This is a genomic window from Gaoshiqia sp. US2, assembly GCF_059705485.1.
The window spans coordinates 1,390,478-1,405,872 of the sequence record NZ_AP048550.1; the positions used below are offsets into that span (position 1 = coordinate 1,390,478).

The window sequence follows — 15,395 nt, forward strand, 5'->3', positions numbered from 1 at the left end:
TTTATACAGGTATAGATAGTGTAAAAATACTGCCTTTGGGCGAATTATCCGATACATTTATTTTCCACCCGTGCCGGTCGGTGATTTTTCTGACGTAGTCGAGTCCGAGACCAAAGCCTTTTACATTGTGAACGTCTCCGGTCGGGATGCGGAAAAAGCGTCCGAAGATTTTTTTGCGGTATTCTTTGGGAATGCCCAGGCCATTGTCGGCAAAGCTTATCTTAATGTGGTTTTTCTCAACGGTTTGGATGATGACGACGCGGGGAACTTCGTCGCAGTACTTGAACGCATTATCGAGAATATTAAAAATAACATTGGCAAAATGCAGCCTGTCTGCCTGGATTACCGCATCCCGGTCGTTGGCATCAAATTCAATTTCGTATTGGTGCCCGTTCTGACTGGTTTTAAACTCCTCAATGGTTCTTTCGATGAACTCTGCCAGCTTGATTTCCCGTAAATCCAGTTGTATCCTTTTCTTCTCGATGGTCGCCATTTGCAACACTCTTTCTACCTGCGATGAAAGGCGTTGGGTTTGTTCCCCGATTATTTTTGAATATTCTTCGAGCCGCCGGGGATGATTGATAATCTTAGGGTCGGCCAGCACTTTGGCCGACAGGTCGATGGAGGCAATTGGCGTTTTGAATTCGTGGGTCAGGTTGTTGATGAAATTTTTCTGGATTTCGCTCAACCGGCGCTGTTTGAAAATCACATAAATGGTATAGCCGAAAAACAGAATGACAATGAGCAGAAAACCGTTTACCACATACCAGGTGTGGATTTGACTGCTGTAATATTTTGACCGGTTTGGGAAATAAACGCCGAAATAATAGGTATATTTTTCGCAGGTTGGAAGACTGCAATTGGATTTTTTGATCGATTTCAGTTGATAATGGTTCTCAAAAATTTCCTCATCTGCGGTACACCCGTTGCTTTGTTCCGAATGAATATTTTGCCGGTTCAGGCTGTCGTTCTTCTCGGTAAGCGAAATTCCGTAAACCATTTGATTATTTTCGCAATCGTAAATGGCGTATTCGAATTCAAGTTCAATGTTGTTGTTCTTAAATTCTTTGATCAGAAAATGCTCGAGCAGGCCCGGGTTAATCACATCGTTTACATTCACCACGTAATAGTTGTTCGAAATTTGGTCGACGGCCGCAGAAATATCATGGTTGTTGGGGTAACCTAATGTTTTTGCATTGTATTCATGCAGATGCCGGGCAACATTTTTAAGCGCCAGCGTGGCTGAATCGTGGAATTTCTTTTCGTTAATATTAACCGTGTTCTTAAAGAAAAAGAACTGGATCAATAATATTCCAAGCATCGAAAAAGTTGCCAGAACAATGACGACCCTGATTGTATTTCTTCCCATATTTATCGCGATACGCTTACTTGAGCAGTACGAAACTAATCATTTTTTTAAAGATAAGTGTGTGTTAACAAGTCGTTAACAAAAGTTTATTGCAATTAACAACACAAAATATTCAGCTTTTTTAGCTTTGTATAAATGTTCGGTTATTTGAATCAAGAGTTTTATCTTTGACAAAAATAAATTACAACAAAGACCAGGGGCAATCATTCAAAAAAAAGCTGGAAAATTGGTTGTTAGGAAAAAGCACAAGCCAAAATTTGACATAACTTATCAAACTGAAAAAATATATTACTATGAAAGTGAGATTTATTTTTTTCGTTCTGCTGGCATTCCTGATTTCAGGAAATGTGAGCGGACAATCGGCTCAGGCCAAGATTGTATTTGAGAAAATTGAGCATGATTTTGGCACCTTTAAGGAAGATGCCGGTCCTCAGTCCTACAGTTTTAGTTTTTTAAACAACGGGGCGACTCCGCTGATCCTGAATAATGTTCAGGCATCGTGTGGTTGCACGACTCCGGAGTGGACCAAAAAGCCGGTTGCACCCGGAGAGAAGGGACTGATTAAGGTGAGTTATAATCCCCAGAATCGTCCCGGCCCGTTTAATAAAACCATCACCGTTTCTGCCAACGGCGATATTCCCAGAACGATTCTCCGGATCAAAGGAAATGTGGAAGCCCGTCAAAAAACGCTTGCCGAGGTCTATCCGCGCGAAATCGGTCCGGTCAGGGCGAAGTCCAACCACATCGCCTTTGTTAAAATCAATGAAAATCAGGTGTTGACTGATACCCTGGAAATCGTCAATGATTCACAAGCTCCCGTGACACTCGATTTTAAATCGCCCCCGGAGCATTTGAACGTAAAGGTGGTTCCGGCTGTTTTGAAACCGAACGAAAAAGGTCATATCGTGGTTGCCTACGATGCCTCTAAGGTGGGCTCTTATGGTTTTGTGATGCACCGCATTTATTTAAATGTTGACGGTAAATCCGATTACCGGAATTCGATTGGCGTTTCAGCGACCATTGAGGAAGATTTTACCTCCTTATCGCCGGAAGAACTGGCCAGTGCCCCGGTTGTTTCGTTTAACGAGGATGCGCACGATTTTGGCGACATCAAAGAAGGCGACAAGGTTGAATATGTGTTCACCATTAAAAACCTGGGGAAACGAGATTTGATTATCCGAAATGTAAAAACATCGTGCGGCTGTACAGCGGTAACTCCCGAAAAGAAAGTCATCACAGCAAATGAATCGGTGCCGTTGAAAGTTGTTTTTGACTCGAGCGGGAAGCGCGGACGACAAAATAAAGCCATTACCGTCATTACAAACGACCCCAAAAACCCTACCAGTATATTACGGGTATCAACCAACATTCAAAGCGCAGGATAAATTAATTTACGTATACCTACCTGAGCCGCTTCAAATTTTGGAGCGGCTTATTTTTTTATCATGCCTGATGTTTTACCTTCGTAAAAATTTTTATGATGATTGGTGATAAAGAGCACGACCATATTGAAAATGATGAGCAATACAAAGGCCTCACCGTTAATCCGGGTATCGATCGGCCCGAACCATTTAATGAAGATTCGATTCAGCGCTTTCTTAAAAACAGACGTAAACCAACCTTGGCGGCAGATGCTTACGTTACCGGTATTCTCGAAGGAAACATAAGCCTGCTTAGCCAGGCGGTTACCCTGGTCGAAAGTTCAAAAAAAGAACATCAGCAAATTGCCCAGGAAATCATACTGAAATGTTTGCCGTACAGTGGTAAGTCTGTTCGTATTGGTATTACCGGTGTTCCGGGTGTGGGGAAAAGTACATTTATTGAATCGATGGGAAAATACATTACCTCGCGGGAGCACAAGCTGGCCGTTTTAGCGATCGATCCGAGCAGTGAACGGTCGAAGGGCAGTATTTTGGGCGATAAAACGCGCATGGAGGAACTATCTTCCGATCCGAATGCTTACATCCGCCCCTCTCCTTCAGCCGGATCGCTGGGTGGCGTTGCCCGGAAAACACGCGAAACCATCATCCTTTGCGAGGCAGCCGGGTATGATGTTATTTTTATCGAAACGGTAGGCGTGGGTCAAAGTGAAACCGCGGTACATTCCATGGTCGACTTTTTCCTTTTACTGATGCTGTCGGGGGCCGGCGACGAGTTACAGGGGATCAAACGCGGAATTATGGAAATGGCCGATGCCATTACCATTAACAAGGCCGATGGCGATAATCTGGAACGCGCGGAGATGGCCCGGGTCCAGTACATGAATGCCCTGCATTTGTTTCCTCCAACCGATTCGGGTTGGAAACCCCGGGTACTTACCTGCTCGGCCATAAAAAAACTGGGCATCGATGAAATCTGGAAAACAATCAATGATTATCTTAGTCTCGCGAATGCCAACGGTTATTTTCAGTACAAACGTAATGAGCAGTCAAAATTCTGGATGTACGAAACGATCAATGAAGAACTGAAAATAAACTTTTACCGGAATCAGGATATCAAAAAGGTCATCCCTGAATTGGAACAACAGGTATTGAATGAGGAATTAAGTTCTTTTGTGGCAGCAAAACAATTGTTGGAGACCTATTTCCGTTCTGTAAAATAATTGGGGTGAACTCTGTACCGCCTTATCGTGCTGTTGAACGGGGATGAGTTCGTGTTTAGGACGGTGGAAGTTTGTTCCATGCTATTAATTTCGGGTTTCTGGAATACTTTAAAATTAAAATTTATACGGATGAAAAATTTAGGTTTGCTGTTTGTCGTGATGATTTTCCTGGCGGCCTGCCAGAGTAATTCTGCCAAATACCGGATTACCGGAACCATTGCCGGTCTGGATTCCGGGATCGTTTACCTGGTGAAAGCCGAAGCCGGTCAGGCAGTGACGCTTGATACCGTTAAACTCGTGAATGGAACATTCAAACTGGAGGGCGAAGCAGGCGTTACGGAGTTACACTATTTGCGTTTAAACGAACGCGATTATTTTGCACAATTCTTCCTCGAAAATGCAAAAATTAAGGTTGAAAGTTATAAGGACAGCCTTCGGGCAACCAAAGTCACGGGTTCGCCCACAACCGATGTCTTCAATAGCTATCTCGACGAGTTGAATGTGATGAATGAAAAGATGAACGAATACCAGCAGCAATTTGCCAGCGCTGCGGCATCGGGTAATCAGCAGGAAATGGATCGGATCCGTATTGATGTGGAAGCCGCATCGGATAATATGACCGTTTTTGCCAAGAATTTTGTTCGCGAAAACAGCAATTCGGTGGTAGCTCCGTTTATTACGCTTACCCAGTTGGCCAGCCAACTTGAGTACAACGACCTGAAATCATTGGTTGACGGATTTTCAGCCGAGTTGGGCGAATCGGTTTATCTCAAACAATTGAACGAGATATTGAGTGTGCAATCAAAAACGGCTATTGGTGTTGAAGCTCCCGATTTTACCATGAACGACCCGGATGGAAATCCGGTTAGCCTGACATCGTTACGAGGAAAATATTTATTAGTCGACTTTTGGGCGTCGTGGTGTGGCCCGTGCCGGCAGGAGAATCCAAATATTGTGGCTGCCTATAAGAAATATAAAGACAAAGGTTTCGATATCCTCGGGGTGTCACTCGACCGCGACAAGGATGCCTGGCTTAAAGGAATTGCCGACGACCAGCTGACCTGGCACCACGTGTCGGACCTGAAATACTGGCAAAACGAAGTTGCCCAGTTGTATGGGGTGAATTCAATCCCTCATTCCGTTTTGCTTGATAAGGATGGTGTTATCATTGCAAAAAATCTGCGAGGGCCTGCATTGGAAGAAAAGCTAAAAGAATTGATGCCATAAAACAGAGAGCCGGTTGATCACCGGCTTTTTTGTTTAAATAGGGTTGATTTGATGACTTTTATTCTTTTAAAACCGGTCAGGCTTTGCGTTTTTGCAAAACATTTTAGGTGCTGGCGTGTTTTGTTTTAAATCGCATAAAAAAATAAAGATCCAAAAATTATGAATTACGATGTATTAGTCATAGGGAGTGGTCCGGGCGGATATGTTGCCGCCATCAGGGCCGCCCAACTTGGCATGAAAGTAGGGGTCATAGAAAAAGAAAACCTGGGTGGCATTTGCCTCAACTGGGGCTGTATCCCTACCAAATCGTTGCTCAAAAGCGCCCAGGTATACGAGTATGCCAAACACGCCGCTGATTACGGCGTTTCTGTTTCAGGTGAAATAAAACCTGATTTTGGAAGCATGATTGGCCGCAGCCGTGGCGTTGCCGATGGAATGAGTAAAGGAATTCAGTTTCTTTTGAAAAAGAATAAGATTGATGTGATCAATGGGTTTGGCCGTTTAGCAGGGAAAGGCCAGGTAGAGGTAACTGCCGGCGACGGGACGAAAACCAGTTATCAGGCCAAACACATTATTTTGGCAACCGGGGCGCGTTCGCGCGAATTGCCCAACCTGAAACAGGATGGTAAAAAAATTATTGGTTACCGCCAGGCGATGAACCTGCCCAAACAGCCCAAATCAATGGTGGTGGTTGGTTCGGGTGCTATTGGCAGCGAATTTGCCTATTTCTACCAGTCGATCGGAACAGAGGTTACCCTGGTTGAGTTTTTACCCAATGTGGTGCCCAATGAAGATGAAGAAGTATCGAAAACGCTGGAACGTTCATTCAAAAAAATGAAGATGAAAGTGATGACTGATGCTTCGGTCGAATCGGTCGATACTTCAGGCAAGTTGTGCAAAGTGACCATCAAAACGAAAAAAGGCGAAGAACTGGTTGAAGCCGAAATCGTGCTGTCGGCCGTTGGTATTGATGCGAATATCGAAAATATTGGTTTGGAAGATTTTGGTGTTGTGGTGGAGAAAGGCAAAATCAAAGTTGATGACTTTTATCGCACCAATGTGGAGGGGATTTATGCTATTGGCGATATTGTTCACGGGCCGGCATTAGCACATGTGGCTTCGGCCGAAGGTATTACCTGCGTTGAGAAAATCGCCGGGCTAAACCCGCATCCGGTTGATTACGGCAATATTCCGGGCTGTACGTATACCATACCTGAAGTCTCGTCGGTTGGTTTGACGGAGAAGAAAGCAAAAGAAGCCGGTTATGAAATCAAAGTGGGTAAGTTCCCGTATTCGGCCAGCGGTAAAGCAAGCGCTGCCGGTCAGAAAGATGGTTTTGTCAAGTTGATCTTTGATGCAAAATACGGCGAACTTCTAGGAGCGCATATGATCGGAGGGAATGTCACCGAAATGATTGCCGAGCTGGTTGTGGCTAAGCGACTTGAGATAACCGGGCATGAACTGATCAAATCGATTCACCCGCATCCAACCATGAGCGAAGCGATTATGGAAGCAGCCGCTGCCGCTTACGACGAAGTGATTCATATCTAAGAATATCATTTTGGCAAGAGGTTGTCCGGTAGGTTCATGTTAATGTGCTTACCGGCAACCTTTTTTTATTCAAATCTTCCTGCTCTTTCTTTTCATCGAAATCACCTTACGGTCTCTTTGTCATTAGACGGGAGAAATCAGCATAATGATCTTTCGCTCAAAAAACATCGGTATAGGCAGCCGGTTTTTAAGGTGCAAAAATAGAAAAAACGAATACATTGTTTGAAAAGTCATAATTAGTTGATTTTCAGCATAAAAGTTTTGGTCAATAGTAAAAAAAGTTACTTTTGCCAAACAACTAATCTTGCGACCTTATGAAGAAAATTAAATTAGCGCTTTTTTTAGGCTTATTGAGTGTTACTTTTAGTTACGCCGGCGGTATTTTAACAAATGCCAATCAAAGTGCGCAGTACGTGCGTATGTTATCGCGCAATGCCTCCACGCAGCCGGATGCCGTTTATTACAACCCGGCAGGTTTGGTAAAGCTGGAAAACGGATTCCATTTTTCGTTAAACAATCAAAGTATTTTTCAAACAAGAACGATTGAAAATAGCTTTCCGCTGTTAAATCAGTCGACTTACGACGGAGGTCTCACTGTTCCGGTGTTTCCTTCAGCTTTTGCTGTTTATAAAAAAGACAAATTAGCATTGTCGTTTGGTTTTGGAGTTAACGGAGGCGGGGGTACGGCCGAGTACAAAACCGGTTTGCCTTCATTTGAAATTCCGTTTTCGACCTTGCCAACGGTGATTTCGGGTTTCGGCATCCCAACAAGTAATTACTCAGCTGATCTTTTTTTTAAAGGATCGTCGGTGTTTCTTGGTTTTCAGTTAGGGGCATCGTATGAGATCAATGAAATTCTCAGTGGATCAATAGGCATCCGTTACCTTAATGCCGTGAATACCTATGATGGCCATATTCATAACATCCTGATTAATCCACAACATCCGCAAATTAACCCGAACGGGAGTTTTATGCCTGCGACTGATTTTTTCACGGCTATCGGTCAACCGGGCTATGCCGCCTTAACGGCTGATAAAGATGTTGATGTAAAACAGACCGGGAAGGGATTGATCCCAATTTTGGGATTGAATATTAAACCCGGTGAGAAACTTAACATCGGTATGAGGTATGAGTTTCGGACGAAACTGGAAATGACGAACGAAACAAAAGTTGACGGAACCGGTCAATTTCCGGATGGGGCTAAGTTCAGAAACGATATTCCGGCGATTCTGGCCGCAGGGGTTGATTATCAGTTGTTCAGCAATATGAAGATCTCTGCGTCATACTCCAATTATTTCGATAAAAATGCCGATTGGGAAGGAAAAGAAGAAAACGTTGACAAAAACCTTTACGAACTGGCGCTGGGAATGGAGTACCGGATTTCTGAGATCACAACCATCAGCGCCGGTTATATGTATACCAAAACCGGTGTGGGACGTGGTTTTCAATCGGACATTAGTTTTAGCCTGACCGGCAATTCGGTGGGGATGGGATTGATGTTCAAGGTGAATGAACGAACAGATCTGGATTTGGGCATGCTTTATACAGCCTATGCCAGTAACTATAAAGAAAGTAATAACCAGGGAGTTCCTTTCAAAGAATCGTACGATAAAACAAACCTGGTTTTTTCAATTGGTTTGACCTATCATCTGTTTATATAGAAATAAGCTTTGAGCCCATATCGGGAAGAGGCCGTCTGAAAATTTAGAACTTTTCAGACGGCCTCTTCCTTTTTATACCGGATGATTGAGATCAGTTTATTTATTCCAACGGATTGGTTACTTTCCCGATAAACAGGATGGCATTGGTGTCTTTTTCGCGGATAGCAAAAACAAAGGGGTGATCAACGGCAAACACGGGGTCGGGTCCGGCCGAGGTGGTTCCGACGATCACGGCGGTGACGGCTGCTGCCTCAGTTCCTTGTTCATCAACTTTCAGATAGGTTTTATGAAGCACATCAGAAACGAATAAGTCGTTTGCATCGGAAATCCCGGTAAAATTTGCGAGCGACGGAGAGAAAGCATCAGTCATACCCAATGTTTTCAGTGTCTCTGCCAGACTTTTCTTATACGAGAATTCAAATTTGGGAAGAAAAATCTTCTTGTTGTACCCGTGCATATTGCTTAACCAGAAGGACAGGTCTTCCTGGTTCAGCAACCTGGCGACATCGTCGGCCGAATAGCCTGATTTTGGAAGGAAAATAAGCATGGAGTATTTTTCGCCGCCATACGGAAGTTCAATCAGCTCAAATTGAGATTGATCGGTGTATCTGAATGTTTCTTCGGCCACCATGGTCGGAACAGATAATTCCCGGCCATCTTCGAGAAAAAAGACCCGGTTTCTGGTTTCCTTCTTATCAAATTGATAGGTCCAGATGCCTTTAAAATAGATGGCATTTAGCAGGTACAGCACATCATAAGGCGAAACCTGGTCGAGGATGCTCTCAATTTTATTGTTGGTGTTAAGTTTCACCCAATCGTTTACTGTTTTTAAAGTCGCCGCCGCGTTCGAAAAATCCAGGTCCTTGACTTCGGCCTGGTAATAAACCTTGTTGGTTTGCAGGAAGCTTGATTTGACCGAAAAGTTTTGGTTGTAAAAAATCGCATTGGCAATTTCAAGATTCACCCGGGGATCATGTGAAACCAGCGCATCAACCAGGTTCTGATAGGCTTTGTTGATCTCATCAGGAGTAAATCCGTTTTTGTGTAATAAGGCTTCCATCTGGGCTTTTGTTTCTCCTTCGGCGCCGTTATAAGCCATGGCTAAGGCCAGGGAAACGCTCAGTGGCGAAATCATCAGGTTCGAATTAGCGGCTTCTTCATCAAGCAGCTGTTGAAAAAGCCCAAGACCAAATTGATTATCGGCATCAATGATTTGCGCGGATTTCAGGTCAAGCTGAATAGTGGTTGGCGGTTGGTCGACCGGTTCATCATCATGGCAGGAAATAGCCAAAAATAGCATCAAAAGGGTCAGTAAGCTGCCAAAAATCTTTTTCATCCGTAAAGTTTTTAGTTCAAGTTAAAAACCCACGTTCTCTGAACGTGGTCAGAGACGTTCCACGGGTTTGCCTGTAAAACGACTCATATTTACCTTTAGAAGGTTGTCCCCACAACCAAAGAAAGGAAAAAACAATGAGTCGTTTTAAGAAGTTGTCGCATGCGATCTGGCATTGCATGTACCATATCGTATGGACCCCTAAATATAGGTATAGAATATTGAAGGGAGAAATCAAAATTGAAGTGGAACACTGCATCAAGGCTTTCTCGGAGCAGAAAGGCTGTATTATTGAGGAGTTGAACGTACAGGAAGATCACGTACATCTGGTTTTGATGGTTCCGCCGAAAGTCTCTATTTCTGACATGGTTGGGATTTTTAAAGGACGAACAGCAATTCGGCTGTTCAACAAATATAAGAGCTTGAAGAGCCGCCCCTATTGGGGCAATCATTTCTGGTCAAAAGGCTACTGTGTGGATACAGTAGGACTGGATGCGGAGATGATCAAGAGGTACGTCAAGTATCAGGAAAAGAAAGATAAACGAGAAGAAGAAAAGTAGTCATTAACCTGTGGGGACAACAACTTTTACCTTCTTTGAGGGTAAAAGCAAATTACCCCTTCCAGGGGTTATCCCAAAGCCACATCCTTTGGGTGTGGATTTTTACTTCTGTGTTTCTGTTCTGTCGTTTATCTGCAAAAATACTGCCATGATTTTCAAATTCTCAGGCTACGGGATTCGATTCATCATGGCATTTCATCGGAATCCGGTTCTCGTGACTTTTTACATATAGATGATCAGAGAGTTCCATTGTTGCGTTACCGGTTAATTTTTTTTAATTGTTTACGCAACCATTGCGCACAGGTTCGCATCTTCGCTTGAGAAGAGATGTACAAGTTAAACCGTGAATTGCCGAAATAAGGTAATTTTACACTTAGCTAATTGATTTAACCTTGGAAGACCTCAGTCAACTCATAAAAGATTGTGCTGCTGGAAAACCGAAGGCTCAGGCCCGTTTATACCAGTTATTTGCACCAAAGATGTATGGGGTTTGTATGCGCTATTGTAAAGATCAGACCGAAGCTGAGGATAACTTACAGGACGGATTTATGAAGGTCTTTGAAAAAATTGGAACATTTCGGCATGAGGGCTCATTCGAGGGCTGGATCAGGCGGATTATGGTGAATGTCTCCCTCGAAAAATACCGGAAGCAACATTTGTTATACCCGGTGGAAGATATGGCTGTTTATGATACCCCGGATTTTAAAGATGAAATTATTTCGGAGATATCGGCCAACGACCTGATGAAACTGATTCAGGAGCTTCCTCCCAGATACCGAATGGTTTTTAACCTGTTCATTTTTGAAGGGATGAATCATAAAGAAATAGCGGATGAGCTGAAAATATCGGAAGGAACGTCTAAATCTAATCTGTCCCGTGCCCGGATAATTCTGAAAAAAAAAGTCGTGATGAATTTTGAAAAGCTGGAAAATAATTATTCTGCATGATAAACAACGATAACATATTGGATGAGCTAATCCGTTCAAAATTAGACCAATTTGAACAGAGTCCGCCGGCATATGTTTGGGACCGGATCCGCGAGAAGCAGAACATGCAACGGAAGAAACGGCTGTTTATGGTTATTCGGATCAGTGGGGTTGCGGCTGCTGTGTTGTTAGCCTTTGTACTTGGCTGGCGACTGCAAAATAACCGGCATGAGGAATTTCCAGATACGGTCGTTGAACAAATAAGCAATCAATTGCCTGATCAGGCGACGCCCGGGGTCATTGAAAAACCAGGCGGGATATCCGGGCCTTCAGCCGGGCAAGGTTCGGTAACTGAAATTCAGGAACAGAGACAACCGGTGTTGTTAGGACAACTAAAATCAGAAAATGAGACTTCGCCGTTAACGGTGCAAGCGATAACTGAAAGTCGCGAGTCGTACCGGGCATTGGTTCCGCGCGATGCCAGGCTTGAATCACAAAGCAGCATTCAACGGGTCAGCTTGGCAGAAATGAACAGCGATAAAGAGGATGAAACCGACCGCTTGTCGGCATCCGATTTGGCCATGATCGAACTAAATCAGAAACAGCTGACCACACTGAAAGTGGAAAAAACCGCCAAATCCTGGGATGTGGGGGCTATGGTTTCGCCGGTTTATGCGGTTAATCAGAGCTCATACGATGCAGTTTATGCCAGCAATATGACGCATCCGGGCTCGACTAAAAACATGCAGTTGGGAGGGGGCGTTTCCGTTGGTTATTCTACCGGCAAGCGGTGGAGCATCCAGAGCGGTTTGTACTATAATCAATTGGGGCAATCTTCTTCGAACAGCCCTTCGCGCGAAAGTATGAATTTCGTGTCTGATGCCCTGGATAAAAGCTATTTAAATACAGGTGTACAGGTTGAAAAAGGAATCATGCAGATTAATGCGTCAGCGGGAGTGGTTGAACTGGATAATTTGCCGGACGGCACCAGTTTGTCTGTTTCGCCCGAATCGAGCTTTTCCTCCGGTCGGGAAGTAATGCTGACCAGCGCCAGTTTCGACCAGCAATTTGAGTACATGGAGATTCCGCTCCTGGTTCGTTACCTGGTGATCGACAAAACCATCGATGTTCAGCTCTTAGGCGGGCTAAATACCGGTTTCCTGATCGGCAACAATACTTATATGGAAGACGGAAGCGGGCAAAACCGTATTGGCAGTACGAAAGATATGAACAAGATCAACTATTCCACCAGTTTCGGTTTTGGATTGGCTTACGGGTTTACCGAGAAGCTTCAGTTGCGTATTGAACCGCAGCTGAAATATTACCTGGGCTCCCTGTCCGATAACCCGTCGGTTAATTTTAAACCCTATACCATTGGGGTTCACACCGGTTTGAGTTACCGTTTTTAAAGAACAGACTGTACGGGACTGATCGGAACCAGATCACCGGATAGTTTGGTTGATGAATGCATTTACCCGGAAAGCTTACTTATGCCCGGTTACCGTATAACCTCGTTTTTCGATGGCTGAAATAATCTCTTTTTCGGTCGTTTTTTCCGGATCAAATGAAACAAGGGTTGTCGAATCTTCGTGGTTCGCTTCCACCAGGCTGACGCCTTTCAGTTCGCTGACACTTTTCTGGACCGACATCTCGCAGTGGTCGCAGGTCATTCCTTCTACATGAAATACGATTTCAACCTGCACTGTTGCAGTAAGGGTTTCAGCTTCCTTTACCGTTTTTTGTCCGCAGGACAGGAGCAACACGACTGCCGATAGCAGAATCACCGTTTTTATGGTCATTGCTTATTTTTTAATGACTTGTTCAAGAATTTTTTCACTTCCGGCGCCGGCTTCGTTCATCACGGCTCTCGCTTCGCTTCCGAGTAGTTTGGCCATGAAGTTGGCGTTCATCCGGGCAATGTAGGTTTTGCCGTCGGCTTTTTCATAAATCGCGATACGGCAAGGCATCATCGACGAAATATGCCGGTTGGCGTCGTCGTCCAAAATCCTTACGGCAAGATCCGGTTTGCAAACAGAAAAAACAGTTACCGGCTTCACGGCAAACCCGTTTTTCGACATGGTAGCCTGTAAATCGTACTGATGAGGCATGCTCCAGTTATTTTCTTTACTGGCCTGTTCAATCAGTTCCTTCGTTTTTTCAAAGTCGAATTGACTTTCGCTCACGGTAAACATCATCTTTGGCGCCATCAGTAAAATGAAGACCAAGCTGATGATCAGACCGGTAATTATTCCTGTTAAAAACATAGGTGTACCTTTTTTCATGATTAAAACGATTGAATATCCAACCATATAGATATTTCAATGAAACATTCGTAGCAGGCAAATGTTCACGAGCGAAACAACAAGCTGTCGACAATCAGGGCGATCATCATGAAGAGGTAGAGGAAGTTCAGCTTGAAAAATGCCGGACGAACACGCAGGTTCTTTTTTACCAGGATCTCGGTGCTTAAGGTAAATGTCAGGTAAAAAATATAAAAAATAAGAATGAATATGGCTACGTGGCCAATCATGATTTTTACGGCAATGATTAAAGCAGAAGCTATGGTTGCCAATACCCAGGTAAAACTCAATCGCTTAATCTGGTTTTCGGTAAAATGATCATGCAGGCTGGGATACCCTGCCAGTTTGTATTCTTTGCCGAACATAAGTAAAAGCAGCCAGAAATGAGGAATTTGTCCAATAAAAAAGAAGGTGGCTACCCAAAAGATAACCGGGTCGGTAAGCGAACCTCCGGCAGCCAGCCAGCCGACATAGGGTGGAAGTGCCCCAACCAGCGAACCGGGCACCACGGCAAAGGCGGTGATTTTTTTTAACGGCGTATAAAACGCATTGTACGAAACGAGGGTGATCAGGCTGGCGATCCATGCAATAACCGGCTGATGAGTCAGTAAAACCAGGCTACCTAACAGCAAATACATCAGGGCGGTGACGACTGCGAAACCGGTGCTGACCTTTCCCGATGGGATCGGACGCATCCGGGTGCGGGGCATCAGGGCATCCGTTTTGTACTCCTGCCAATGGTTGATGGCGCTTGAGCTGCATGAAATCAGAAATACCCCCAGGGCCAGCCATAAACCGGATGGACCGATTTTGCCCGTCTGCAGGGCGAAGCCGGTTAGGGCAGATAAGGCGACGGGTAACGAAATCCGCACTTTGCCCAGTTCCAGTATAATTTTGACATAAGCGTGGATACTCAGTTTCGTCATTGTAATGTTTTCAGGTACTCAATGATTAATGCCACATCCTCTTCCGATAACTGCCCCTGGTACGATTGCATCAAACCCTTGTTGAAGCCGGCGGCTATGTCGGCCCCCGGATCGAAAACCGAATGTTTGATGTATTCGTCATCGGCCACTACTTCCCGTTTCTCCCGGCCGGTTGTTACCGACCTGGTGCTTCCGTATAAACCTTTAAAGGAAGGACCGATCAGTTTTGATCCGTCGAGTGTATGACAGGCCAGACAGCCAATGTTGGTCATAATCCTTTTTCCGGCAGCCGAAGGCGAATCAACTGCTGCAACCTTGATGGTGGTATCAACATACCATTTTTCAAAGTCTTCTTCAGGCATCACTTTCACCCAATTGTACATATACGAATGTTGTAAGCCGCAATATTCGGTGCAGAACAATTCATAGGTACCTTCTTTTTGTGGGATAAACCACATGAATTTGTCTTTCCCCGGAACCACATCTTCTTTTACCCTGAAAGCCGGGATATAAACCGAATGTAATACATCCAGGGCGACCAGGTTTAGTTTTACCGGCCTGTCTTTAGGAATAAATAAGGTATCTGTTTTTTTCCCGTTTTCATATTCAAAGGTGAAGTTCCACATCCGGGCAATCACGTCGATCTCAAAACTGTCTTCCGGAGCTTTGGTCATAGGTTTCCAACCCGCCCATCCGTAGTAAAACATAATCAGAACCAGGATAGTAGGGATGACCGTCCAAACGATTTCGAGCGTGTTGCTTCCTTTGATTTGGGTGGCTTGCGGGTTCCGTTTCTTATTGTAACGGTAAATAAACCAGATCATCGTTGCCGTTAAGCCGATCAGGAAAAAAAATGAAACGGCCAGGATAATTATAAATGCCCGGTCGACACCGGAAACAAAATTGGAAGCTTGTGTGGATGCTAATATATACATAGTCA

General features: G+C 44.3%; 14 protein-coding genes. 8 read left to right on the top strand and 6 right to left on the bottom strand.

Annotated features, from left to right (window positions below; all coding sequences use genetic code 11):
- Nucleotide 1 precedes the first annotated feature (1 nt).
- Nucleotides 2-1,369 (bottom strand): sensor histidine kinase, encoded by a 1,368-nt coding sequence (locus tag AC6H3C_RS05370; protein ID WP_497519650.1) that lies wholly within the window; start codon nt 1,367-1,369, stop codon nt 2-4.
- A gap of 293 nt (nt 1,370-1,662) precedes the next feature.
- Here AC6H3C_RS05370 and AC6H3C_RS05375 point away from each other — a divergent pair, with 293 nt between their 5' ends.
- From AC6H3C_RS05375 to AC6H3C_RS05395, 5 genes are all read left to right on the top strand, one after another.
- Nucleotides 1,663-2,754, top strand: a complete 1,092-nt coding sequence (locus tag AC6H3C_RS05375) for a DUF1573 domain-containing protein (protein WP_497519651.1) — start codon at nt 1,663-1,665, stop codon at nt 2,752-2,754.
- Nucleotides 2,755-2,846: 92 nt separating this feature from the next.
- Nucleotides 2,847-3,971: a methylmalonyl Co-A mutase-associated GTPase MeaB gene (gene meaB, locus AC6H3C_RS05380; protein WP_497519652.1), complete on the top strand. Its 1,125-nt coding sequence runs from the start codon at nt 2,847-2,849 to the stop codon at nt 3,969-3,971.
- A gap of 129 nt (nt 3,972-4,100) precedes the next feature.
- On the top strand, nt 4,101-5,198 hold the full coding sequence (locus tag AC6H3C_RS05385) for a redoxin domain-containing protein (RefSeq protein WP_497519653.1): 1,098 nt from the start codon (nt 4,101-4,103) through the stop codon (nt 5,196-5,198).
- A gap of 159 nt (nt 5,199-5,357) precedes the next feature.
- A complete protein-coding gene (gene lpdA / locus AC6H3C_RS05390) occupies nt 5,358-6,749 on the top strand; it encodes a dihydrolipoyl dehydrogenase (protein ID WP_497519654.1) in 1,392 nt (463 codons plus the stop codon).
- A 314-nt stretch (nt 6,750-7,063) separates the two neighbouring features.
- On the top strand, nt 7,064-8,410 hold the full coding sequence (locus tag AC6H3C_RS05395; RefSeq protein ID WP_497519655.1) for an OmpP1/FadL family transporter: 1,347 nt from the start codon (nt 7,064-7,066) through the stop codon (nt 8,408-8,410).
- A gap of 100 nt (nt 8,411-8,510) precedes the next feature.
- On the opposite strand, the gene AC6H3C_RS05400 is transcribed toward AC6H3C_RS05395, so the two are convergent.
- Nucleotides 8,511-9,746 carry a serpin family protein gene (locus tag AC6H3C_RS05400; RefSeq protein ID WP_497519656.1) on the bottom strand — a complete coding sequence of 412 codons (1,236 nt, stop codon included), beginning with the start codon at nt 9,744-9,746 and terminating at the stop codon, nt 8,511-8,513.
- A gap of 134 nt (nt 9,747-9,880) precedes the next feature.
- Here AC6H3C_RS05400 and tnpA point away from each other — a divergent pair, with 134 nt between their 5' ends.
- From tnpA to AC6H3C_RS05415, 3 genes are all read left to right on the top strand, one after another.
- On the top strand, nt 9,881-10,303 hold the full coding sequence (gene tnpA / locus AC6H3C_RS05405; protein ID WP_497516157.1) for an IS200/IS605 family transposase: 423 nt from the start codon (nt 9,881-9,883) through the stop codon (nt 10,301-10,303).
- A gap of 392 nt (nt 10,304-10,695) precedes the next feature.
- Nucleotides 10,696-11,250, top strand: a complete 555-nt coding sequence (locus AC6H3C_RS05410; RefSeq protein WP_497519657.1) for an RNA polymerase sigma factor — start codon at nt 10,696-10,698, stop codon at nt 11,248-11,250.
- Entirely contained in the window at nt 11,247-12,638 is a 1,392-nt protein-coding gene (locus AC6H3C_RS05415) for an outer membrane beta-barrel protein (RefSeq protein ID WP_497519658.1), read from the top strand. The genes AC6H3C_RS05410 and AC6H3C_RS05415 overlap by 4 nt, the downstream gene beginning before the upstream one ends.
- Before the next feature lie 75 nt (nt 12,639-12,713).
- Here AC6H3C_RS05415 and AC6H3C_RS05420 read toward each other — a convergent pair whose 3' ends face one another.
- The 4 genes from AC6H3C_RS05420 to coxB all read right to left on the bottom strand — a co-directional run bounded on the left by AC6H3C_RS05420 (nt 12,714) and on the right by coxB (nt 15,390).
- On the bottom strand, nt 12,714-13,028 hold the full coding sequence (locus tag AC6H3C_RS05420; protein WP_497519659.1) for a heavy-metal-associated domain-containing protein: 315 nt from the start codon (nt 13,026-13,028) through the stop codon (nt 12,714-12,716).
- Nucleotides 13,029-13,031: 3 nt separating this feature from the next.
- Nucleotides 13,032-13,511 carry a DUF302 domain-containing protein gene (locus AC6H3C_RS05425; RefSeq protein WP_497519660.1) on the bottom strand — a complete coding sequence of 160 codons (480 nt, stop codon included), beginning with the start codon at nt 13,509-13,511 and terminating at the stop codon, nt 13,032-13,034.
- A gap of 65 nt (nt 13,512-13,576) precedes the next feature.
- Nucleotides 13,577-14,455, bottom strand: coding sequence for a protoheme IX farnesyltransferase (locus AC6H3C_RS05430; protein ID WP_497519661.1), 879 nt, complete (start codon nt 14,453-14,455; stop codon nt 13,577-13,579).
- Nucleotides 14,452-15,390 carry a cytochrome c oxidase subunit II gene (gene coxB, locus AC6H3C_RS05435; protein WP_497519662.1) on the bottom strand — a complete coding sequence of 313 codons (939 nt, stop codon included), beginning with the start codon at nt 15,388-15,390 and terminating at the stop codon, nt 14,452-14,454. The genes AC6H3C_RS05430 and coxB overlap by 4 nt, the downstream gene beginning before the upstream one ends.
- Between the last annotated feature and the right edge of the window lie 5 nt (nt 15,391-15,395).

Coding starts and splice junctions, on each gene's coding strand:
- AC6H3C_RS05385 (WP_497519653.1), top strand. CDS start 4,101: ATGAAAAATTTAGGTTTGCTGTTTGTCGTGATGATTTTCCTGGCGGCC.
- meaB (WP_497519652.1), top strand. CDS start 2,847: ATGATGATTGGTGATAAAGAGCACGACCATATTGAAAATGATGAGCAA.
- tnpA (WP_497516157.1), top strand. CDS start 9,881: ATGAGTCGTTTTAAGAAGTTGTCGCATGCGATCTGGCATTGCATGTAC.
- AC6H3C_RS05395 (WP_497519655.1), top strand. CDS start 7,064: ATGAAGAAAATTAAATTAGCGCTTTTTTTAGGCTTATTGAGTGTTACT.
- AC6H3C_RS05425 (WP_497519660.1), bottom strand. CDS start 13,511: ATGAAAAAAGGTACACCTATGTTTTTAACAGGAATAATTACCGGTCTG.
- AC6H3C_RS05375 (WP_497519651.1), top strand. CDS start 1,663: ATGAAAGTGAGATTTATTTTTTTCGTTCTGCTGGCATTCCTGATTTCA.
- AC6H3C_RS05430 (WP_497519661.1), bottom strand. CDS start 14,455: ATGACGAAACTGAGTATCCACGCTTATGTCAAAATTATACTGGAACTG.
- AC6H3C_RS05415 (WP_497519658.1), top strand. CDS start 11,247: ATGATAAACAACGATAACATATTGGATGAGCTAATCCGTTCAAAATTA.
- AC6H3C_RS05370 (WP_497519650.1), bottom strand. CDS start 1,369: ATGGGAAGAAATACAATCAGGGTCGTCATTGTTCTGGCAACTTTTTCG.
- AC6H3C_RS05400 (WP_497519656.1), bottom strand. CDS start 9,746: ATGAAAAAGATTTTTGGCAGCTTACTGACCCTTTTGATGCTATTTTTG.
- AC6H3C_RS05420 (WP_497519659.1), bottom strand. CDS start 13,028: ATGACCATAAAAACGGTGATTCTGCTATCGGCAGTCGTGTTGCTCCTG.
- lpdA (WP_497519654.1), top strand. CDS start 5,358: ATGAATTACGATGTATTAGTCATAGGGAGTGGTCCGGGCGGATATGTT.
- coxB (WP_497519662.1), bottom strand. CDS start 15,390: ATGTATATATTAGCATCCACACAAGCTTCCAATTTTGTTTCCGGTGTC.